Source organism: Myxococcales bacterium, assembly GCA_016703425.1.
In the GTDB taxonomy this organism is placed as follows: domain Bacteria; phylum Myxococcota_A; class Polyangia; order Polyangiales; family Polyangiaceae; genus JADJCA01.
The window spans coordinates 20625-40837 of record JADJCA010000002.1 but is presented as its reverse complement, the minus strand read 5'-3'; the positions used below and the strand labels follow the sequence as shown (position 1 = coordinate 40837).

The following is a 20213-nucleotide window of genomic DNA, read 5'->3' as shown; positions in this document are numbered from 1 at the left end:
TGCTCCTCGGTGGGCTGGGCGACCGATTTGCGTTCTGAGCGTAAATTCGGACGTGACGCCTGGCGCGTGCCGGTTGCAGCACGTCCAAAGCAACGATGAAGCGGTTGCTCGGGGCTCTTGCGGTCGCCGCACTCGTTCTTGTGGCGTGCGGAGGTGCGATCGCTCCCGATGGCGCCGACGGAAGCGAAGAGCTGGTGCCTGCGGAGGCGTTTGGGGAACTCTTCGCCAACCGCATCTGTGCGGCCATCGCGCCCTGCTGCCGTACGAACGGCCTCGCTGGGCTGCACGAGCGATGCGAACACGCCGCGGCGCAGGCGAATTCGGCGCGAGTCGCGGAGATCCTAGCTTTGCCCGGCGCCCGCTACGACGCTCGCCGTGCGCGCCGATGCATCGACGCCTTCGCGTCGGCATGGTCAACCTGTGGGACGGGCGAGGCGAAGCTGGACCACCGCGCGTGCGACGGAGTCCTCGTGGGCATGCGACCGGCCGGAGACCCCTGTCGCGCCGACGCGGAGTGCTCGCCGGGGGCGCGGTGCAGGTCGTCAGGGTCCGACCTTGAAGGTGTCTGCGTTCGCTTCGATGCGACGCTGACAAGCGACCGGTGTTTGCCCTTCGAGGCGGCCGCCGACCCGGGCGCCCACTACCGCGACTGCTCGGCGGAGGGGCTCTACTGTGATCCTCTAACGGAGCGATGTCGGTCACGCGGCGCTCCCGGCGACGCGTGTCGGGCCTCTGATGTGTTTGTTTTCGGTGGCTGCGGCTCCGGGATGTACTGTCACCCGGGCTCCGAGACCTGCACGCTGCTCCCTTTGCTCGGGGCATCGTGTCCCACGCAGCAGTGCGCCGAGGGCGCCTATTGCGATGGCGCGTGGGCATGCGTCGCGAAGAAGCCCGGCGGCGCGCCGTGCCGATCGCCCGACGAGTGCGTGTTTGGCTGCAGTCCGACGGGCATCTGTTTGTCCAACGCCGCGGGACCACGCATGTGCTCGGGCGGCGGTTGACGAGGGAAGCTCGCGGTGAGCGCCACTGCAGTGGACGGGCGGTGGACCGGCACGAATCGACGTGTGGCAGACTCATTCCGCATGTACCGGTCCGACCACGACGCCGCGTTGGCCCGCGCGCGCCTCGCCTTTCGCGGGTTGCGCGACGCGGCGGAGGAGAAGGTGACCCCCATGCGGGTGGCTGCCCCGACGAAGTCGGCGTCTGCAACGGAGCTCACGAGGATCGCGGAGCGGTGCGAGGCGCTCCGGACGCTTCTCGAGTCGACGCCGTCGCTCCCAGTCCCGAAGGATGGCCTGCTGGGGCGCTCGCTCGAGTTTTCACGCAAGGGACCACCTCCCATGGTCGTGATATGCGGTTTTCCGCTCACCATCGGCGTCGCGCTCCGCAGCGGGGTTTGGGGTGCCGTCGTCATGATCATGGCGATGTTTGTGGCGGTGTTCGTCGTCGCGACGCGCGGGGTTCGCATCACGGTGGATGGCGAAGGCCTACTTCTGAAGCAACCTCGATCGCTTCGGCGTGTGCGCTTCGAAGAACTGACAGACTGCGGCATCGAATGGCGCACTCTCGGTCAAGTTGCCTCCGCGACCCTCACGCTGCAGCTCACCGATGGCGAGACCTTGCGACTGGACTACGCGGAGTCGGCCCCCGCGTCCGACGCGACGCTCGTCGGGTGGGTTCGGCTCATTCGCGCGCGCATCGGTGAGCGAGAGTGAGACCTAGCGGGCGTCGATTTGCAACACGCGGTTTTCCCGGCTTACTCGGGCGTGCGCGCGGAAGTGACTGTGCGGTTCTGAGGGCGGGCGCAGGCGTGCAGAAGTAAATCGCGACGAGGCCTTCCGCAGGCGGCACGACGCGAAACGTGGGTCACACTGGCCCCGATGGTCCGCTCGGAGCACCACGCGGCGTTGATGCGCGCGCGCCAAGCGTTCCGCGATTTGCGCGACGCCGCCGAAGAGAAGGAGGCACCGATGCTGGTGGCCGCACCGGTGGCAAGCCACTCTGCCTCGGAGCTCACGAGACTCGCGGAGCGGTGTGAGGCACTCCGGACCGTCCTAGAGTCGAAGCCATCGCTCGCAATCCCAACGAAGGGGATGGTGGCCGCCTCTCTCGAGTTGCGGAAGAGATCGCGCCGAGTGGTCATGCTAATTGGCTTTCTTCCGCTCGCGCTCGTTGTGGTGCTCCGCGGGACTTGGGGCGCCGCCGCCGTGGTGGCGGCGTTGCTCAAGGCGGCGGCGTTGCTCGTCGCGGTGCACGTCGTGGTAACGAATCGCGTTTGCCTTACCGTGGATGGCGAAGGCCTACTGCTTCAGCGGCGTCGTGCGCGACGGCGCATCAGCTGGACCGAGTTGACAGACTGCGCCGTCGAATGGCGGTCGGTTGGTCAACGGGCCGCGGCGAGGCTCACGCTGGAGCTGGCCAGTGGCGAGACCTTGCGGCTCGAAGACGCGGAGACGGCCCCCACGTCCGCCGCGACGCTCGTCGGGTGGGTTCGCCTCGTTCGAGGCCGTATCGGCGAGGCGGATTCGCCGTTGGCGGGGGCACTTACGGGCAGGTGAAGGTCGATGCGTCGAGCGCACCGCCGTCGAACAAGCAGAGTGACGGGCTCACCTTGGCCGCTGTGCTGTTCGTGCTCAGGAGGATCGGCGCACCCTCGAAGTCGAACTGGAACGACAGCGCGCTGCACGGGTCGGTCGCCTTCGCCCCGAGGGCCGGAAGGTCGACATTCATGCAAACGACCTGGCGAATGAGGTCCCACGACGACTGCAAACAGAGCGGGCGATTGTCGCCGCCGTCGGCGTTCTTCTGCTCGCCGAAGACCCGTAGGATTTCGTCCGGCGCAACACGCCCAGCGAAGGTTCCTCGCATGGTGAATCGCAGCGCGCCGCCGCCGTCGGGCACGTCGACGCGCGAGAGCACGGCCTCGAGGATCTGCCCCTCCACGGCGACGGGGCGCGAGCCGTAATACGCCCAACCGGGGACCGGACCGCGGACAACGAGGGTATAGCCACGGACGTAGCCGGGAGACGTCTTGATCGGCAGACCAAAGGAGTTCACATGATCGGGATCACCCCAATAGACGTCGCAACCGTTGAAGCGAGGCTCCCTCGGGGCACCAACGCTGGCGTCGGCGAGGTTCTCGCAGCGGTTGTTCTCGAGAGAGCCACCGGTTGGGAAGATGGCTACGCTCACGTCGGAGTCGTCGGCCTCGCCGGAGTAGCCGAGCAGCGCGATGACGATGCCGGCTTGGCCGGTGTCGACGAACTCGTGGTACCTGGTCTGGTCGAGTCGCGCGGCCCGCCGCGCGCCGAGGGCAACGACCTGGTTGTCGATGCCGCCCACGTCATCGATCACGTCTTGGCACTGCCCGCCGGCCCGTGGAACGCAGGAGAGTGAGGTCTCCGGCGTTCCCGCTGGCGCGCCACATTGCGTGTTCACGCAGTCGAGGTCGAAGCCTCGGCCAGCATCGAGGAACGGGTTGACGCGTCGGAGCACGACGTGTTGAGAGGCGCTCGGCCCTTGCGGTGTCGTGGGCGGTCGTGGGGCCACTTCGCGTCCGCAGAAAGTGCCTGCGTCGGGCGTTGCCGCGTCGGGCGCGTCCGAAACGTCGGCGCCCGCTTCGTCGAGGGGGACGGATGCGAGGGGGTCGCCGGAGAGCGAGACCAACCACTGGCAGGCGGCGATGCCTGCGGTCATCGACGCAAGTGCGGCTCCTCGAAGCGTCGTCCGCGTGACCGTGCGACGCCGCGGACCACTCGGCCCTAGCGTCATCGCGGAAACGCGGCGGGGTTTCCGCCGTCGACGGTGATGACGCAGCCCGTGGTGGAGCGGGCGCTGGCGAGGTACGCGAACGCATCGGCCACGTCGTCAGACGTCACTTCGCGGTGCAGCAGGTTGTTCTTGAAATACTCGTCAGGCGACAGACCGCGTGCCGCGGCGCGCGACTCGAGGACGCCGCCGCCGAAGAGCCCCGTGCGAATGCGGTCGGCGTTGACGGCGTTGGCGCGAATGCCCTCGGCGCCGAGGTCGATGGCATGTTGTCGCATCAGCGCCACAAGGCCTGCCTTCGCCACCGCGTACGGGCCGAAATTCGGGCCCGGTGCAAAGGACGCCTTGCTCGCGTTGTAGAGGAGGCACCCGCCCGTCTGTTGCGCGCGCATGACGCTCACCGCCGCGCGCGCCACGTGGTTGTGCGAGAGGAGGTTCGTCGTGAGCGAGCGCTCCAGCGCCCGCGCCCCATCGGCTTGGTCGAGCGCGCCCTCGGGTGCGTTGCCGGCGTTGGAGACGACGAGATCGAGGCCACCGAAGGCGGCGACCAACGCTTGCACCGCCGCGTCGATCTTCTCCGGCCGCGTGACGTCGCACACGAATGGCAAGAGGTGAGACCGTCGACCCTTGCCGAGCGTGTCGTGGGCCACCATGAGCGGCGCTGGCGCCATGTCGACGAGGCCCACGTGGGCGCCCAGATCGAGGAGTCGCGACGCGGTGGCGCGACCGATGCCGGCGGCGGCGCCGGTGACGAGCGCGACGCAGCCGTCGAGGGGAGCGCGCGTCGTCTTCTTGATCTTCGCCTGCTCGAGGCTCCAATACTCGAGCTCGAAGAGCCGTTCGTGGCTCACCGGCTCGTAGCGGCCGATGTCGTCGGCGTCGGCGATGATGGCGGCCGTGTGTTCGTACACGTCGGCGACCGCGTCGGCGTCGCGGAGCGTGCGCCCTACGGCGACGATGCCAACCCCCGGGAGAAGAATGACGCGAGGCCACGGATCGAGGCGCTTCACGGCGACGCCGCTCTTCGCCGACATCTCGTCGACGTACGCTTCGTAGCGTTTCGCGTAGCCGCGTACCTCTTCCGCCACGCGCTCCGCCAGGCGGTCGAGATCGGCGTAGTCCGGGTTCTCGATGAAGAGCGGCCAAGGTTTCGTGCGGATGACGTGATCGGGCGTGGCGCATCCGATGGCCACGAGCTTCTTGGCGTCGCGCCGCTCGAGGAAGGCGAGCACCGAGTCGGGGCCGCGGACCGTGAGGATGGGGCCTCGTTCGGAGGGATCGTGCGCGGCGCGCGCGAGGACGCCGCGGAGGCGAGGGAGCAGATCGTGGAGCTGCACCGGCGCGGGGCGCGGCTCCGTGAGCGCCGAGGTGCGGCGGCTGTCGGCGATGGCGCGTTCGGCGCACGTGACGGCGTCGATCATCGCAAGGTAGCTCGCCTTCGCCGTGTCACCGAAGGTGAACACGCCGTGTTTCTCGAGGAGGATCACGGTCGGCGTCACGCCTTCGGCGAGCTTCGCGTCGAAGGCGTCGGCGGTTCGCTTCGCGAGCTCGAAGCCCGGCTTCACGTAGGGCACCCAGACGAGGCCAGGGCCGAAGAACGAGCGGCAGAGCTCCTCGGCGTTGGGCTGGTCGACGAGCGTGAGGACCGCGTCGGCGTGCGAGTGATCGATGAAGGTGCCCGGCAGAAAAGCGTGGAGCAGGGTCTCGATGCTCGGCGTGGGCGCGTTCGGGTCGAGGAGGGCGAGGCGTAGCTCAGCGACCATCTGCTCATCGGTGAGGACGGCAAGGGCGCGGAGCTTTCGCAAGGGGTCGAGGCGTACCGTAGGCAAGCCCTCGGGGCCCACCGTGGCGAGATCGGAGCCAGAGCCTTTGATGTAGAGGACCGCGATGCGGTCGCCGAAGCCGTCGACCTCGTGGCCCTTCGCGGAGGTGTTGCCGCCGCCGTGCAGGACAAGGGCCGGGTCGGCGCCGATGAGCCGCGAGGTGTGAACCCGGTCCGCGAGGGTCTCGGTGATGGGCCGGCCCCCCACGCGAGACGTCAGCTCGATGCGAACACGAGAGGCTTCTTTTTCGTCGTACCGCGATTGCAAAAGGATCTCCGCCGTGGCTCGCCCCGCGAACGTGGGAGCGCACGGAGAAGGCTATCGCACGCGGCTCGCCAGGCGAACGGCGTCGCCGCGAGGCGGCCCTAACGGCGCGCGCCAGGAGGGGCCTGGGAGCAGACGCTTGACACGCCGTTCGGCGAAGGGTACTCCGACGTTCCTTCTTATTTAGGCGCGTAGCTCAGTGGTAGAGCACTACCTTGACACGGTAGGGGTCGTCGGTTCAAGCCCGACCGTGCCTACAAATAGCGACGGAACGACTGACGGGTTGAGTGCTTCGGCGCTCAGCCCGTTTCAGTTTTTGGGTGCCCGGCGCGAGGTCGAGGGGCGCGCCGCGGCAGGGGCGTTTCCCGAACGCATTCGGAGGCGACGCGGCGCTTGCCAGATCGTTCACCGCTTGCCCGCCTAGAGCGCGCCGCCGGCGCCGATTCCGCTGTCGCCCCAGGAGCCGCAGTCGATCGACGAGCCATCGATCGACGATGCGTCGAGACCGATGCTTCCGATGTCACCCACGACCCCCATGGCGCCGTCCCCCGCGGCGCCGTCCCCCATCCCGCACGCGCCGTCTCCGCAACCGCCGTCCTCGCCACCTACCGTGATGGCCAAGTCGCTTTCTGAAATCGGGGAGAGGTTGCTCATGGTCGCCCCTCTAGCAGTCATCGTGCCGCTCGCCCGGCGAGGCCGCTCCTTCCACGGCGTTGGAGCGCTACAGTCGGAGGAGAACTGGCGTTCACCGATAGCGGAAGCTTCGCTCCGGCCCGCGAAAATTGTCTCACTGTCTCGCCTGGCGGGCGTCGATCCAGGGGCTGGATCGCGCGAGCCTTCGCGTGAAGAGTTCCGACTCGTTCATCCGTCCCGGTGAAGATCACCTCGGCGTCGATCGCGCAAACAGTACGCTGCGTCGGTGCATCAACACCGCTTTCGCGAGCACACGCTCGATGGGGCCGCGCTGTTCTTTCAGCCGGCGACGGGGACTCACGTTCGCGTAGAGAGCACGGTCACGCGCGCGTTTCGCCGCCAAGCCCCGCGGGTCGTGATGTTTGGGATCACGAACCGGTGCAACCTCCGCTGCACGTTTTGTTCGCGAGACGTTGGTCGTCCCAGCGAGTGGTCGGTGGACTCGGCCCACGACGTCCTCGCGGGGCTCTCCGCCGCCGGCACCCTCGAGGTCGCCTTTGGCGGGGGCGAGCCCTTCGCGTTTCGAGGGTTCACGGACCTTCTGGTTCGGCTTCGCGACACGACACCGCTCGCGCTTCACGTCACGACCAACGGTACGCTCCTTGGCGACGTCGATTGGGCGGCCCTCCGCGGAGCGCTCGGCATGGTGCGCCTGTCGCTCTACGACGAAGTCGACTGGCGCGCGGCCGGCGTGACCCTCGCGCGCGCCGTCCACTCGCGCGCCATCACGCGTTGGGGAGCCAACGTTCTCGTCGACGATGACGCGTTGGCGATGCTGCCTCGCAAGCTCGATGAGCTCGCGGCGCTTGGCGCGCATGACGTCTCGCTCTTGTCGTACGTGGGCGCCGGCCCGGCGCGGCGGCTCTCCTCCGCCGGCGAATCGCAGCTTGGTCGAATCATCGAAGGCAGTCCGCTCCCGGTGCGGCTCTCGGTCTGCCTTGGCTCTCGCGTTCTGGTGCCGAGGCTGTTCGCGGGCGCCGACGACAGCGGAGATTGTGGTGCCGGTCGCGATTTCGTGTCCATCACGCCTGATCGCCGCGTCCAGAGCTGTTCGTTTCAAGACGCGTCGTTTCCCATCGAGAGCGCCGCCGACGTGCTGCGCGTCTGGAGCCGAGAGCGGGATGCGCTCGCGCAGGCGTCCGCGCGCGATGGGTGCGCGCGCGCTGTTGCCGCCCCAATGGATGGCGGCGTCGGACCGCGCGCCGCGAGCGTGCGCGTTTGGCAGTCGTTTTCGGGCAACAACAGCGGCGAGTGCATCATGGTGGCGCGCTTCGAGACGGCGGAAGACGCCGAGAAGTACCTCGCCGAGTTGCTCCCTGGCTTCGTCGCCGACGAAGGGTATTCGGCGGCGTGGCGCGAGCTCTTCGCGCGGGAGCGCGTCGCGACGCCGGCCATCGAATACGCGGAGTCGCCGCGGGAGATGCTCGTCGCCGGTCGCTCGGTCTTTGCGGCGACCTCGGCCGCGGACGACGCGTTTCCCGAGCTTCGCGCGCTCGCATGGAAGCGTGGGGCGCACGTGCTCGGCGGCGGGATTCACCTTCACGACAAGCCCACGGTGCTCTTCGTGATCCGCGCGCGCCCCGACGACGTCGACGCCCTCCTTGCGGCGGTAACGGCGAAGGGCGCCCTGTCCGATGCCGCGATCGCTCTACCTCACGGCGAGCTCGTCTTGGGCGCCGTCCCCGCCGGTGACACGTTGGCCGAAACGGTCGCGCAGCTTCGCGCTGTCGCGCGCGGTGCGGCGCTGGCACTCGAGATCTTCTTTGCGCCTGTCGACGCGGCGACGCTCACGCGCGAAGCGCAGCGGCTGGGCGACCGATTGAGCGAGACCTCGCGGATGACGTTCGCGTTTTGGGCGCAGACGCCCGAGGAGCGTGCCGCAGGAGCCGCGGAGTTTGCCCGCACCATCGCGGCCGAGGCGAGCGCCTCGCGCGTCCAGAACTCCGTCATCGCCGAGGGCGGAAAGAAGCGCCTCGCGGTGCTTGGCTACCGGAGCGGCGCGAGCGTTCATCCGCTCCTCGCGACCAGGGTGCGCGTCCACGCGCAGCTCTGGCGCGACGCTCCGCCTCGCACGAAGGGCAAGCGCGCGCCGCCCCCGGCGATCGTCCAAGCGGCGGACGTCGAACGGTCGCTCGAACCGCGTCTTCGGGCCGCGCTTGGTGGGCAAACGTTCACGCTGAAGTGCGAGGCGGGGCCGACCTGGCGCCAGGGCGTGAGCGTCACCATCGAGACCGAGGCGCCGCGCGCCGTCTACGACGCGCTCGGCTCCATGGCCGCCGAGATGCCTGACGTCTCGATAAGCGTTGGCGTGTCCGACTCGTCGAGCTTGGCGTTCGCCCTCCGCAGGCTCATCGACGAGGTTCGCGCCGCGTCTCGCTGAGCGCCGAGGCCGGCGAGAATTGAACTGTGACCGTGAGGTCCGTGCGCCACGTATCGTGCTCGCGACAACCAAACCGGGGCAGCTAGTCGACGACCTCTTCGCTTGGGGATTGACGTGCCCGAGGCCGGGGCCCACCCTCGCGGCGATGGCTCGGATCACGGCTACCGAGATGGTTGGCGTCCCCTTCACCGTGAAGGAGGCGCAGCGGCTGCTCGACGCGCTCGCGGAAGGGAAGCTCGGGCCGCCCGACGACGCCGACAACGTCACGCTTCGAAAGAAGGTCGGGGTGCTGCTGCAGGTCGCGGTGGCGGCGGAGCGGCGGCGCGCGTCCCTGCCGCGCCGCTGACGACGTGCACAGGGCCCATCCGTGCCTCAAGGCTTCTTCCCAGCCCACTTCGCGAGCGCCTTGCGGTCGCTCGGCAGTCCCGCGTCGTCCAGCACCGTCGCCAGGTCGACGAGGCGGACCTCCTTCTTTCCGCTCATCCACAGATCGTCCTTGTCGACGATGGCGCGAACGAACGCCTTGGCTTCAGGGCTCGGTCGTTCGACCGCGTCCTCGTGATCGAAGTGCAGGCGCAGTCCGGCCTCCACGATCGGCACCGCTCGGAAGCGCTGATGTGCGGGCAGCGCCGCGAGAAGAGCGTCCATGACCTGCCCGCGAGCCTTCTTGGACGCGGTGCTGGCGATGGCGATGAGCTGCGCGAGCTCGACCTCGAGCGTGTCTTCGACGAAGGGCAGGGTGGCGAAGGTCTTTCGCACCGGCTCGCCGCCGCCCAGCGCCGCGAGGATGATCTCGACCTCGCGCTTGCCGGGCCGATGGTGACCGAGGGCGCGCCCCATGACGGCGGCGACGCGGATCGCCACATCGTCGTCGTCGAGCGCGGCCTTCACGGGGACGTCGAGCTCCTTGGACGCGACGCTCAGGTTGCCCAGGGCCACGATGGCGGCGCCGCGAAGCGCGAGCTTCTCGTTCTTGGGGCTCGCGAGCTTTCTGAGGAGCGCGGCTACCTTGGCGTCACCGAAACAACCGGCGAGGCACGAAATCGCCGTCGCCGCCTCCTCGTCCGAGAGCGAATCGAAGCCGGCCACGATGGGTTTCGCAGCAAGCGTGAGCGCCTTGACGCACGCGAGCTCGACGGGGCCGTCGTTCGACTTCGCCTGCTTCTTCGCGCGCTTCTGAGCGCCGTCGTAAGCCGGCGCCGGCAAGGAGGCGATGGCGAACACCAAAGCCAGGATCGGCTGGCGCATCGCATCGGGCCGGAGCCAGCAGAGTTCGACGAGCGGGACGATCACGCTCACGCTCGCCGTGTAGATCGAGCCTTGATGGCATGTGCGGTTCCACAGCTCGTCCAAGGCATCGGCGCGTGATGCGGCGGCTTCGGAGCAACCCAGCGTGAGCAGGTGGATGCCGACCCTCGTCGCCGGACCGTACGCGCTCGCGAGCTTGCTCCAGTCGACGGCGCGGACGCGCTTGGCCCAGGCGGCGAGCTTCGGATCCTTGACGTCGTCGGCGCCCGTCGGGTCGACGGTGCGGAGCACCTTGCGCTTCGCGTCGAGGAGCGCGACGGGCCCCGACCAATCGCCGCCGAGCCAAGGGCCCCGCTCGAAGGCGACGCGACGGTCTTTGAGCTTTGCGGGGCGCGTGCGGCGCAGCACGCTCCCGCCTTCGTAGTCGTCCTCGTGGAGGAGCGCGCCGGCCTTGTCGAACGTGATCCACGTACCGAGCTTCACGCCCTTGCCGTCGACGGCACCCGACTGCCACGTGTCGTTCTCCGGCAGCGCCGCTTCGGGCACGCCCTTCGGCCGCGGCGGGTAGGGGACACCGTCGGGGTAAATCGGGCGGCCCTTCCTATCGAGGAACAGACGGCGCACGAGCACGCCGCGCTCCCAGTTCTGTTCGTAGCGATGGACGTTCTTCGCGGCTCGCTGCGGAAAGCAAAGCTCGGTCGTGAGGCCCTGGGTGGCCGGGTAAGCCGTGTCGAGCCCGACCAGCGCCCCGCGCTCGAGGGTCCCCTTGCGCGAGACCTCGCCGGTCTCGTGGTAGCGCGTGAACGCTCCGTGCGGCGTGCCATCGACGTGCTCGGTCTCGCAGCACAGCGTTCCGTCGGGACGAAAGTAGCGGACGAGCCCCTGCTTTCTTCCTTTGGCGTCGAGCGTGGCGCAGACCCACTCGTTGTCGCTCTCGGACCAGACCGCGGATTCGGGCACGTCTTTGGGGCGTTGCTTCGTCGCTTTTGCCATGGCCGCCATGATGCCGAAGCGCCGCGCACGTCGCCAGCGCGCTTGTGGTGGCGACGAGAGCGTCAGGTCCGATGTTCACGCGCCGGGGCGACGGCCTGGCGAGGCACACCGCTGCGGTGCTCGCGACCATGGCAGCCGCCCGGCGTGGATGCGCACGTCACGTCCACACTCGCACGACGGAGTGGTGATGCGCCTCGCCGTGGCGCTTGGTGCGCCGGTCGGCCGCGCGCTACACTACGGCGGTCGCGTGATGGAAGCCTTCTCACGACTGATCCTCAGGCTTCACCCATTCGTGACGCTCGCGATATCCGGTGGATGCTTTCTGTCGACGTCCGTCTCCGGCCTCTCGGGCGGGAGCGCGACCAGCGACGCGGGCAGCGCGGTGGGCGCTGAGGCAGGCCATGACGCTGTCTCGATTGCGGACGCCGACGGCGGGCCGATCGGCTCGCCCGACGACGGGGCGACGGACGCTGCCCCGCAGGCTCCGTTGTTCGAGCTGCCCGTCGTGCTCGCACCCGCACAGTTTTCTCCGAGGTCGCTCGCTCTCGACGCCGACGACGTCGTCTGGATGAACACCGCGAAGGCCAGCGCCGCCATTGCGCGCGCGACCCGAAGGCCCGCTGGCACGCAGGGCTCGGCGCTCACGGTCTACGCGGGAGCGGTGTTGAACGACGGGATCGGCCTCGTGCTGACGCCGGGTGGCGTCTTCTGGAGCTGCATCACCGGGGAGCACAGCGTCTGCACGGCCGCCAAGACGGGGGCGACGTTCAATGTCGTCTCGACGGAGTCGTCCGGTGTCGGCAAGTGGGCCTCTGGCGTCGCCTACGGCGCGACGCTCTACCTCGCCTCCTCGACAGGCATCGCCTCCATCCCGACCGATCTGTCGGCACCGGCCGTCAAGCTTGAGCCGAGCGTGGTGACGTTCCCCGTCGCCGACGCGTCGAGCCTGTACTTCCTCCAAGGCAGCCAGGTCTCGAGGATGGCGAAGGCCGGCTCCCCGTCCGTCATCGACGTCGTCGCGGGCGCGCAGGTCGGTGTCCGCGGCCTCGTGCTCGACGCCTCCCGCCTCTACTGGGTCGTCGACTCCGGCAACGTGCTCGCGATCGACAAGGGGGCGAGCGCCGGTGCGCCGCTCGTCCTCGCGAGCGGGCAGTCCGGTCCGTCGTCGGTGGCCATCGACTCTGGCTACGTCTACTGGGCAAACGCGGCGGACGGAACCATCGCGCGCGTCGCGAAGGGTGGCGGTCCGGTCGTCACGATCGCGCAGGGGCAGGTGGCGCCCTCGCAGCTCGTCGCCGATGACGCAGGCCTCGCGTGGGTGAACGCGAACGGCGATGTGGTGGGCATGCGTCGCAAGTGAACGCTGCGGCACACGGCGCGGGCGGATAGTCTTGCCGATGGGCGATCGCTGCCGACCCGCAAGAAGACCGTGACGGTGACCCTCGACGTGGACGACTCCCACTACGTGCGCGCGACGCGCAACGTGTCGCGGTTTGAAGCAGACGGGGTACGCGGCTCACTTCACCATCCGCTTTGCCGTCGAGCGGTTCCTCGCGAGTCTCGGCCCCCCCCCCCCCACCCACCCCCCCCCCCCCCCGCCCCCCCCCTCCCCGCTTCCCCCCCCCCCCCCCCCCCCCCGCCCCCCCCCCGCCCCCCCACCCTCCCCCCCCCCCTCTCCCCCCGCCCCCCCCCCCCCACCCCCCCCCCCCCGTTTTCCCCCCCCCCCGCCCCCCCCCCCCCCCCCCCCCCCCCCCCCCCCCCCCCCCCGCCCCCGCCCCCCCCCCCCCCCCCCCCGCCCGGGCCGCGCGCCGCGCCCCCCCCCCGCGGCCCCCCCCCCCCGCCCCCCCCGGCCCGCCCCCCCCCGGCGCCCCCCCGCCCCCCCCCGCCCCCCCCGGCCCCGGCCCCCCCCCCCGTTCGCGTACCTCCAAGTCGCGGCTACCCGAGGCTCAGCCCCCGCCACCGGACAGACCCGACCACGGGTCCACCACCGGATCCGTGGGCGCGTCCGGCGGGGGAGCCGGCGCAGCGGGGAGTTCGCCCCCGAAACTCAGGCGCACGCCGCCGGGCGCGTCGGAGAGGCCGTGTTGGTAGCCCCAAGGGTTGACTGCGTTCGCTGGGGATGAGGATGGATCAAGGGCCGAATACGCATGGGGGCCCAGCGTGGGCGCCGACGGGATCGCCCCGTCGAGCACGCGCACAGCGCCCGTCGCTGCGTTGCCATCGGCTCGGTTGACGTCGACCAACCCTGCGGCCGTCATGATGGCGTCGGGCCAGCGCCCCGCGAGCGCCTCCTCGACCGTCGCGGGGTTGCTCTCCACGATCGACGGCACCTGACCTTGCTGGTAGGCGATGGCCGTGGTGAACAGCACCGCCGGGTCGGCGGGGCCGTTGGGGCTCCAGGCAAACGAATCGTGCCCAGCCCACACCGTCACGTTCTGGGGTTGCCCGTCGGCGCCTACGAGCCGGAACGTGTACGACCCGTCCTCGTTCGAGGTCATGAGGCTCGCGATGTAGTCGGCACCACCCGGTTGCGCGAGGATGCTGTTGGTGACAGAGACCGTCGCACAGTTGCCGATCGATACCGTGTCAGCGCCTCCCGTGGGGCCGCTTCCTTGGTAGATCTCGTTGGGACTCGCGCTGTCGCGATAGTTGAGCCGCAGGTCCCGGTCTTGTGCTGCGGCCTCGTCCTCCGACATCTGAGCGGTCACGACGCCGGTCGTGTCGACGTCAATCGGCGCTCCGTGTTGATCGCCGCCATACACGTTCTCCGGCACCATCGCGCGAATGGCCTCGTTTGCCGGATCCTCGATCACTGCCGTATCGATGGGGCTCGGCGTCGACGAGCCATCGCTGCTTGAGGTGCTGCCATCGTCATGAGTTGTGACAGTGGGTGTCGAGGCCGGGTTGGTTTCGGCGCCGGTCTCGGTCGAGGTGCCGCCTGCGTCCGTCGGGGACGAGGCTCCGGCGGCTCCCGCGTCCTCGGCGCTCGACGCCGCATCCGCGCCGGCCCCGTCGTTGGTGGGCAAGGTCCAGCCATCGCCAGCGTTCGGGTCGAAGGTCACCACGTTCCCCCCTGGGTCGAGGGATACGACGACGCCGATGGTTCCCATGTCCAAGGTGCCGCCCGTGTCGAAGGAGTCCACGGGATTCACGTATTGGTAGCCGTCGGGATAGCCGTAGCCGGTCCCCTCGACGTACGCGCCGTAGTCGGTACCTGCAGCGCCGAAGTCGAAGCCACCAAGGTTCGATGGGTCGCCGCCGGCACCGAACAGATCGAATGACGCGAAGGGATCGTAGCCCCCGCTTGACCCAAACGTGTCGGAGCCAAAGTCGAACCCGAAGTCGAAGCCAAAGTCGTCGCCACCGGTCGCGTCCAGCGCCTCGGCCTCCGTCAACTCTTCGAGGCGGGACGGGAGAGGACGCGTTGGAGTGGTGCGGAGCTTCGTCTTCAGCATGCGAGCGACAGTTGCAGCTGCGGTGCCACCGAGGCCTACGAAGTGAGAGTGGTCAACTTGCCGGTGTTTGGGCCGAACTGTTCGAAGCAGCCCCGTTCCAACCCGTGACGATCGCTTGCCGCCGCTGACAGACGATTGCCGCTGCGAGGCAGGCACGCCGCTGGACCGCGTGCGAATTCAGCGGGGCAGGTGAGCATTCATCCAGTCGACCGCAAAGGCCACGAACGCGGGCGCTTCGAACAGCTCCGCCTCGCAGCGACCCACGGGACCGACGCGAACGCCGCCCGAGGCCCGGTAGTCCAAGAAGATCTGCGGGAAGTAGTCGCCGTGCTCCCACGTCGCGATGCCGTCTGTGTCATCAAGGCTCTCGATCCAGAGCTCGCCGACGTCGGCGCGAACGTACCGCCTTCGGACGCGCACCTTGTTGGGGACATCGGCGAGGTACTCGGCATAGTGCGTCAGCGTGACGGTGTCCGGGTTCGCTCCCAAACGAAGCACGCGACCCCCAAGCGCCGTGAGGCGGTCAAGCACCGACCCGGGCCCGTGGTAGTCGTGAAGCGGCACCGGTTCGAGCAAGTGCTGCGCGTCGGCTCCGATGGCCGCGAAGCGGTCTGCCGGATGGTCGTTGACGAGGACGCCCGGGTACGTGCGGAACACCTCCGCGAGGATGCCCATGTCGCTGGTGTCGACAGGGGTGCGGAGGGCATCGAAGGGCGCGTCCTCGTCCGCGCCGAGCACCATCAAGAGCGTGCCCGTCGGACCGACGGCGGCGCACAGCGCATCGATGACCCCGGCGGCGCCGCCCTCGACGGGGCCGATGGCGCGCATGCTCGTGTGCATCATGATGGCGTCGCCGGGGCGCACGCCGAGCGCCGCAAACTCAGCGACGAGCTGGGCGCGCGCCGTGGGGGTCGACAGTTTCGAGGTCATCGCGCCGACATTGTGCGCGCGCGGGCGTTGATCGTCCAGCGCGCGGGAGCCACGCTCACTTCGTGCACTGCGCGATGTCTTCCTTCGACTCCTGATAGGTCGCGACGATCGCTCCGCCGGCGATGGTCGCGAACGTGATGGCGTTCGCTCCGAGTCCGGTGGCCTCGAAGACGGCCAGAACCGAGCTCCCCTCGGCCCCGAGCGCGGCCCACCCGGTCACCGCACCCCAACCTGCGATGGCCGCGGCACCGCCGGCGATGAGCGCACCGGCCACCGCAACGGTCAGCCCCGCCGCGCAACGCTGCCCTGCCGTTCGGGGGACGTCGGAAGCGCTCCGAAGAGAACGCTGCAGGTGTTCGAGGTCTCCGAGGAGCGCGGAGTACGTGGCTGGGGTGATCTTTGGGCTGCGGTTCCCGGCCTTGTCGACTTCGAGCACGGCGACATCCGCTTTGCCGTCGGCTGCGCGGCGGGCGTTCAGCAGCAGTGCGTAACGTACCTGTCCAGCCGCGTCGCTAGCGAAGAGGCCCACGCCAAGGAACCGCTTGTCGCTGATCGTGTAGCCGGCCCAAGACGCAACGCCGAGCGCACTGGTCGCATTCGTGACTGACCGCTGGTCGTCCTTGAAGAGCAGCGCCGAGAACTCGTGTTGGGCCGCGGCCTCCGAGTGGGTGATCGCATCCTCGGTGTCGTCGACGTCCTCGGCGGCGGCCGGTGCGCAAGCACCGAGCGCGAGGAGAAGGAGGGGGGCGGTCCCGGCGAAGACGCGATGGCGCAGCATGATCGGGGCAGAGGCACGAGGCGCGCCAAGTCCCTTAAGGCGCTTCATCTTGGGTTCATCTGCCGCGCGCTCCCAGATCGAGATCGCCGATCGGGAAGGACTGTGGGCGGTTCGGGCCTCAGCGAGCTTCGGTGCGACGGCGCATTCCCCAAAGAGCCTCGGTCCCGTCCTCGCTCCGCCGTTGGCTTAGTCCGCGTGCCGTCACGGCGCCCTCCCGTGCCGCGCACCGGAACCGCTCTGCCTACATCAGCCCAGAGCCTTGGCCATGCCCATGCGTCGCATTGCCGAGACGCACGAGCCTGGCCACCCTTCGAAAATACAGGGAGAACGCAGGTTTCCGCTCTGGCACACAGCGTGCTCCAGTGTGGATATGCTGTTCGGCTCGCTCCAGGCTCTCAATCTCGACATCGTTTGCGGGGTGCCGACGACGACGGCGGTGGTGGTGGCGACGGGGGCGGCGAGCCGGTGATGGACGTCGCTCCGGAGCCCGCACAGGAAGCGCCGGAGGCGCCGGCGGCGCCGGTCGAGCCGTACAACGCTCCCGTCGACGAAGTTCCGAACTACACCGCACCTGAGGCAACGCCAGACGCCGCTCAGGATCCCGGCGTTGGGGCGTTCGGGGCCAACCCTGCGCTCGACACGGGGGCGCCGGCCGCGGCGCCCGCGGGTCCCGAGTTCCCGCCCGTGCAGGCGTTCGACGATGTACCGCCGCGCGCCGATGCACCCGATGCCGTCCCGACCGCCGCTCCGGTTGATCCAGAGGCGGCCCTCCGCGCGCTCCCGCTCCCCGATGCGCCGCTTGCTCCGCCGACGGCCGCTGATCTCGGGACGCCCCCGGCGCCGTCCACGTTCTCCGAGCTCGATCGGTTCAACTACCAAGCCGACATTGCGCAGAACTACCGCGATCTCGCCAGCCCGCCCGAGCTGTTCCAAGGCACGCGCGGCGACTGCTTCAACGTCGCTGGCATCAACGCCCTGACGGCGCGCGATCCCGACGGTGTGCTCGGGCTCGCGCAACCCACGCGTCGCGACGGCATCTGGGGCGTCACGACGCTGAATCCCGACGGTCAGCCGAACCACGTCTACACGCACGACGGGCGCATCAGCACGGGCGGCGATCGCAGCCAAGAGCCAGGCCTCGCTGGCGCCACCACGTCGGACCCGCAGCTCCAGGCCGTCTACAACGCGACCTCGCTCCTCTACCACCCTGGCCAACCCGGCGGGAACCCCGCCTACGCGATGGAGCGCCTTGGGGCCGACGCACGGGGTTACAACGATCCGACCGCCGCCATCACGGACTACCAAAACGGTGGAGCCGCGGTGCTCGGCACCATGAGCGACCGCCAACTCCAAGCGATGGATCCTGCCACGCGGCAGGCGTTCGAAGGCGCGGGGCTCGTGCCCGGGCACGCCTACCAAGTCGCAAGCGTCCTTCGGCACCCGGACGGTCGCGACTACGCGGTGCTAAGCAACCCCTGGGGTCGAGAGCATCCCCAGCCGGTTCCCGTGTCCGACTTGAACCGCTACTTCAACTCGGGTTTCTCGGGCCGCACGCGCTGAAGAGCGAGGCGCAGCGTCCGTCTCGCGTCCGAGAGTCACGCAGGGGGCTTCGTCTCCCGACGGCGCGTCGTGCTCACGCGCCAACGGCGGTAGGCACCCATCCCAATGAGCGCGGGCGCCGCGACCACGCAGAGCGGGCACACGGCCCCGCCGATGATTGCCGATACGGCGCCCAAGACGCCGATGCCCGCGCCAGTGAGCATCGTGCTGTTCGCGTCGCGGGTCTGCGCTTCCTCGGACTCTCGAGGTCTCGCTACGGGAGGCGCTCGGACAGGTTGTGTCGACATGGTTCCCGTGTGAGCCAAGACCTCGGCGCAAGGGTTCTGGCTCTCCCCGTTTCTCGGACCGGAAAGATGAGTCGGATGGCTCAAAGACTTCCGCAGAGCCCCGCTTGGAATGCCGCCACAACGGCTGCGCCAAGATCTAGTCAGATCTAGTCGGTGCCACCGTCGCGGCGACACTCGATGCCCTCGTCGACCTCGCCGTCGCAGTCGTCATCGAGGCCGTTACAGACCTCGGCGCGCGCAACCGTCGCGCCGAGGCACTGGCCCCACGCGGTGCGCGTTGAGTCGCTTGCGGTTGCGGGAACGCAGGTCTCGGTGCCCGACGCGCAGATCCCGACACCCGCGTGGGGCACGGCACATTGGCGGACCGCGCCGAGCACGCACGGTTGCGGACTCGGCAACGGGCGCGGTGCTGGAACCTCCGCGGAGCCGGCGCCTACTGCACCTTGGTTCGAGTCGAAAGAGTCATTGGAGCTGCATCCCAAGAGGAGCGTGAGCAGCGCAACCGGGGCGAAGAGAACTCGGCCTCGTGGGGCCAGAAGCATGGCGAGCCGCCGGGCCTTTCCGAGGCCACGCAAGACCTGGGGCGGTCGTAGGCTCTCGGTGCGGCGACGCGCAGTCGAATCGGGCAGCAGCTTTCGGTCGATCTTCACGAGTGCCTCCTCACGTACCCACGGCGTTTGCAGCCGCCGCGCCAATGAAGGACCGGCCGAGGGAGGCACGATCTTCGTGCCCAGCCGCCGCAGACCGACCCGCCGAGGTCCGATATGGACCGTGCGTGTGCAGCCGCCGCAAGCGCAGGGGAACCGCACGCGCGCGGCTGCGGCAGCTCATTGCCGGATCGGCCTCTGGTGCCCCAGGCCCACAGGGGGTCGTCGCCCGCGGCGAGTCGCATCGCCCACGTGATGCCGAGGCTCGGCGCCCCTCGCGTCAGGGCTTCGTGAGCGTGCGCGAGAACTCGACGTTGCCGCTCTCGTCGATGAACTCGGCGGTGAGCGTCTTCTCTTCCACGACGACGTAGACAAAGCCGAGGGTCGCCTTCGCGAAGTGCATGGGGTTGCTTCGCGGCAGCGAGTCGGTCGAGGCGCCGCCGCCGGAGACGATGAGCTCGGTGCCGTTGCAGGTGTCGAGAGGCCACTGCCGGCTGTGATCGTGGCCCGAGAGGTAGAGGTCGACCTTGCCGCAGACGACGTCGTTCAAGAAGCGCTCGACGCCCTTGCCGTTGATGGGCGCGGGCGGTGCGACGCACGAGCCAAGGACCTCCTTGCAGTCGTACTTGCCGGCGTTGCCGTGGGGACCGTTGGAGATCTTGGGGTGGTGCCCCATGGCGATTTTCCACGCCGCCGTCGACGCCGCCATCCACTTCGCGAGATCGGCGCGCTGCGCGTTGTCTTGCGCCTCGAAGAGCGGCGCGTCCTCCACGAGCACCGAGCTGGCGGCGCCAACCATCGACGCGTTCGTGTCGGCGACGAAGAGCTCGAGCGTGCGCCCGCCGAATTTCTGGTGGTAGTGGCGGGCGGGCAGCTTCCACTTCTGCGAGAGCTGCGTGTAGCCGATCTCGCTCTCGCAGCGCCCGAAGTTGGTGCCGGCGCCGTCGCCCCCGCAATCGTGGTTGCCAAGGGCGACGTAGAAGGGAAACGCCAGGTTCGCGTACGGCTGCTCGAAGATGGTCTGGAAGATGGGGTCGTTCGCCGTGGGGGCGCCGGCTTGGTAGATGTTGTCGCCGAGGAGGACGCCGAAGTCGCAGCCGCTCGCCGCGCACTTGGCTTCCATGGCCGCGGCGACCTTGCACTGCCCGTCGGTCGCGGACGCGCAGCCCTTGCCTTGATCGCCCAGGGCCACGAAGCGCACGGTGGTTGCCGGCTCGAGCGGAGCGTCGGCTGCGTCAGCGGCGCCCGCGTCACTTGCGTCACTCGCGAGGGCGCCTCCGTCGGCGCCTCCGTCGAGCGGTGCGTCCCGTCCGGCGTCGTCGCATCGCTCGCGGTCGCCGCGTCGCGTCCGCCATCCGTTGTCGCCGCATCGGACTCCACCGGAGAG

At 69.3% G+C, this 20213-nt stretch carries 16 protein-coding genes and 1 tRNA gene; 8 read left to right on the top strand and 9 right to left on the bottom strand.

All coding sequences use genetic code 11. The annotated features are described in order from the left end of the window. Window positions 1-95 precede the first annotated feature (95 nt). From IPG50_06405 to IPG50_06395, 3 genes are all read left to right on the top strand, one after another. Window positions 96-1001 carry a hypothetical protein gene (locus IPG50_06405; GenBank protein MBK6691823.1) on the top strand — a complete coding sequence of 302 codons (906 nt, stop codon included), beginning with the start codon at window positions 96-98 and terminating at the stop codon, window positions 999-1001. 81 nt (window positions 1002-1082) lie between these two features. Beyond that, complete coding sequence (locus tag IPG50_06400; protein MBK6691822.1) at window positions 1083-1715, top strand: hypothetical protein; 633 nt, start codon at window positions 1083-1085, stop codon at window positions 1713-1715. 426 nt (window positions 1716-2141) lie between these two features. Then, the gene (locus tag IPG50_06395; GenBank protein MBK6691821.1) at window positions 2142-2558 is read left to right on the top strand and encodes a hypothetical protein; all 417 of its coding nucleotides are present in this window, start codon (window positions 2142-2144) and stop codon (window positions 2556-2558) included. Here the strand turns inward: IPG50_06395 and IPG50_06390 are convergent. Beyond that, complete coding sequence (locus IPG50_06390; protein MBK6691820.1) at window positions 2545-3696, bottom strand: hypothetical protein; 1152 nt, start codon at window positions 3694-3696, stop codon at window positions 2545-2547. The genes IPG50_06395 and IPG50_06390 overlap by 14 nt on opposite strands. 71 nt (window positions 3697-3767) lie before the next feature. Continuing rightward, window positions 3768-5858, bottom strand: a complete 2091-nt coding sequence (locus IPG50_06385) for a bifunctional aldolase/short-chain dehydrogenase (protein MBK6691819.1) — start codon at window positions 5856-5858, stop codon at window positions 3768-3770. Between the two features lie 182 nt (window positions 5859-6040). On the opposite strand from IPG50_06385, the gene IPG50_06380 reads away from it, so the two are divergent. Further along, a tRNA-Val gene (locus IPG50_06380) sits at window positions 6041-6112 on the top strand. A 163-nt stretch (window positions 6113-6275) separates the two neighbouring features. Here IPG50_06380 and IPG50_06375 read toward each other — a convergent pair. Further along, window positions 6276-6509: a hypothetical protein gene (locus tag IPG50_06375; protein ID MBK6691818.1), complete on the bottom strand. Its 234-nt coding sequence runs from the start codon at window positions 6507-6509 to the stop codon at window positions 6276-6278. A 265-nt stretch (window positions 6510-6774) separates the two neighbouring features. On the opposite strand from IPG50_06375, the gene IPG50_06370 reads away from it, so the two are divergent. Together IPG50_06370 and IPG50_06365 are read left to right on the top strand one after the other, a co-directional pair. Beyond that, window positions 6775-8928: a radical SAM protein gene (locus IPG50_06370; GenBank protein MBK6691817.1), complete on the top strand. Its 2154-nt coding sequence runs from the start codon at window positions 6775-6777 to the stop codon at window positions 8926-8928. Between the two features lie 145 nt (window positions 8929-9073). After that, window positions 9074-9274, top strand: coding sequence for a hypothetical protein (locus IPG50_06365; protein ID MBK6691816.1), 201 nt, complete (start codon window positions 9074-9076; stop codon window positions 9272-9274). 26 nt (window positions 9275-9300) lie between these two features. On the opposite strand, the gene IPG50_06360 is transcribed toward IPG50_06365, so the two are convergent. Next, window positions 9301-11169 carry a hypothetical protein gene (locus tag IPG50_06360; protein ID MBK6691815.1) on the bottom strand — a complete coding sequence of 623 codons (1869 nt, stop codon included), beginning with the start codon at window positions 11167-11169 and terminating at the stop codon, window positions 9301-9303. A gap of 187 nt (window positions 11170-11356) precedes the next feature. Here IPG50_06360 and IPG50_06355 point away from each other — a divergent pair, with 187 nt between their 5' ends. Further along, the gene (locus tag IPG50_06355; protein MBK6691814.1) at window positions 11357-12529 is read left to right on the top strand and encodes a hypothetical protein; all 1173 of its coding nucleotides are present in this window, start codon (window positions 11357-11359) and stop codon (window positions 12527-12529) included. A 586-nt stretch (window positions 12530-13115) separates the two neighbouring features. Here the strand turns inward: IPG50_06355 and IPG50_06350 are convergent. The 3 genes from IPG50_06350 to IPG50_06340 form a co-directional block, all read right to left on the bottom strand. After that, window positions 13116-14624 carry a hypothetical protein gene (locus IPG50_06350; protein ID MBK6691813.1) on the bottom strand — a complete coding sequence of 503 codons (1509 nt, stop codon included), beginning with the start codon at window positions 14622-14624 and terminating at the stop codon, window positions 13116-13118. A 177-nt stretch (window positions 14625-14801) separates the two neighbouring features. Continuing rightward, on the bottom strand, window positions 14802-15554 hold the full coding sequence (locus IPG50_06345) for an AAC(3) family N-acetyltransferase (GenBank protein ID MBK6691812.1): 753 nt from the start codon (window positions 15552-15554) through the stop codon (window positions 14802-14804). Between the two features lie 55 nt (window positions 15555-15609). Then, window positions 15610-16332 (bottom strand): hypothetical protein, encoded by a 723-nt coding sequence (locus IPG50_06340; protein ID MBK6691811.1) that lies wholly within the window; start codon window positions 16330-16332, stop codon window positions 15610-15612. A gap of 411 nt (window positions 16333-16743) precedes the next feature. Here IPG50_06340 and IPG50_06335 point away from each other — a divergent pair, with 411 nt between their 5' ends. After that, the gene (locus IPG50_06335) at window positions 16744-17892 is read left to right on the top strand and encodes a hypothetical protein (GenBank protein ID MBK6691810.1); all 1149 of its coding nucleotides are present in this window, start codon (window positions 16744-16746) and stop codon (window positions 17890-17892) included. A gap of 433 nt (window positions 17893-18325) precedes the next feature. Here the strand turns inward: IPG50_06335 and IPG50_06330 are convergent, their stop codons facing one another. Beyond that, entirely contained in the window at window positions 18326-18829 is a 504-nt protein-coding gene (locus IPG50_06330; protein MBK6691809.1) for a putative metal-binding motif-containing protein, read from the bottom strand. Window positions 18830-19106: 277 nt separating this feature from the next. Next, the gene (locus tag IPG50_06325) at window positions 19107-20027 is read right to left on the bottom strand and encodes a metallophosphoesterase (GenBank protein ID MBK6691808.1); all 921 of its coding nucleotides are present in this window, start codon (window positions 20025-20027) and stop codon (window positions 19107-19109) included. Window positions 20028-20213: the final 186 nt, after the last annotated feature.

What these genes read in the sequence shown, in the direction of transcription:
- IPG50_06390 (MBK6691820.1), bottom strand. Translation starts at nt 3,696, where the DNA reads ATGACCGCAGGCATCGCCGCCTGCCAGTGGTTGGTCTCGCTCTCCGGC.
- IPG50_06395 (MBK6691821.1), top strand. Translation starts at nt 2,142, where the DNA reads ATGCTAATTGGCTTTCTTCCGCTCGCGCTCGTTGTGGTGCTCCGCGGG.
- IPG50_06345 (MBK6691812.1), bottom strand. Translation starts at nt 15,554, where the DNA reads ATGACCTCGAAACTGTCGACCCCCACGGCGCGCGCCCAGCTCGTCGCT.
- IPG50_06355 (MBK6691814.1), top strand. Translation starts at nt 11,357, where the DNA reads ATGCGCCTCGCCGTGGCGCTTGGTGCGCCGGTCGGCCGCGCGCTACAC.
- IPG50_06340 (MBK6691811.1), bottom strand. Translation starts at nt 16,332, where the DNA reads ATGCTGCGCCATCGCGTCTTCGCCGGGACCGCCCCCCTCCTTCTCCTC.
- IPG50_06360 (MBK6691815.1), bottom strand. Translation starts at nt 11,169, where the DNA reads ATGGCAAAAGCGACGAAGCAACGCCCCAAAGACGTGCCCGAATCCGCG.
- IPG50_06350 (MBK6691813.1), bottom strand. Translation starts at nt 14,624, where the DNA reads ATGCTGAAGACGAAGCTCCGCACCACTCCAACGCGTCCTCTCCCGTCC.
- IPG50_06365 (MBK6691816.1), top strand. Translation starts at nt 9,074, where the DNA reads ATGGCTCGGATCACGGCTACCGAGATGGTTGGCGTCCCCTTCACCGTG.
- IPG50_06375 (MBK6691818.1), bottom strand. Translation starts at nt 6,509, where the DNA reads ATGAGCAACCTCTCCCCGATTTCAGAAAGCGACTTGGCCATCACGGTA.
- IPG50_06405 (MBK6691823.1), top strand. Translation starts at nt 96, where the DNA reads ATGAAGCGGTTGCTCGGGGCTCTTGCGGTCGCCGCACTCGTTCTTGTG.
- IPG50_06400 (MBK6691822.1), top strand. Translation starts at nt 1,083, where the DNA reads ATGTACCGGTCCGACCACGACGCCGCGTTGGCCCGCGCGCGCCTCGCC.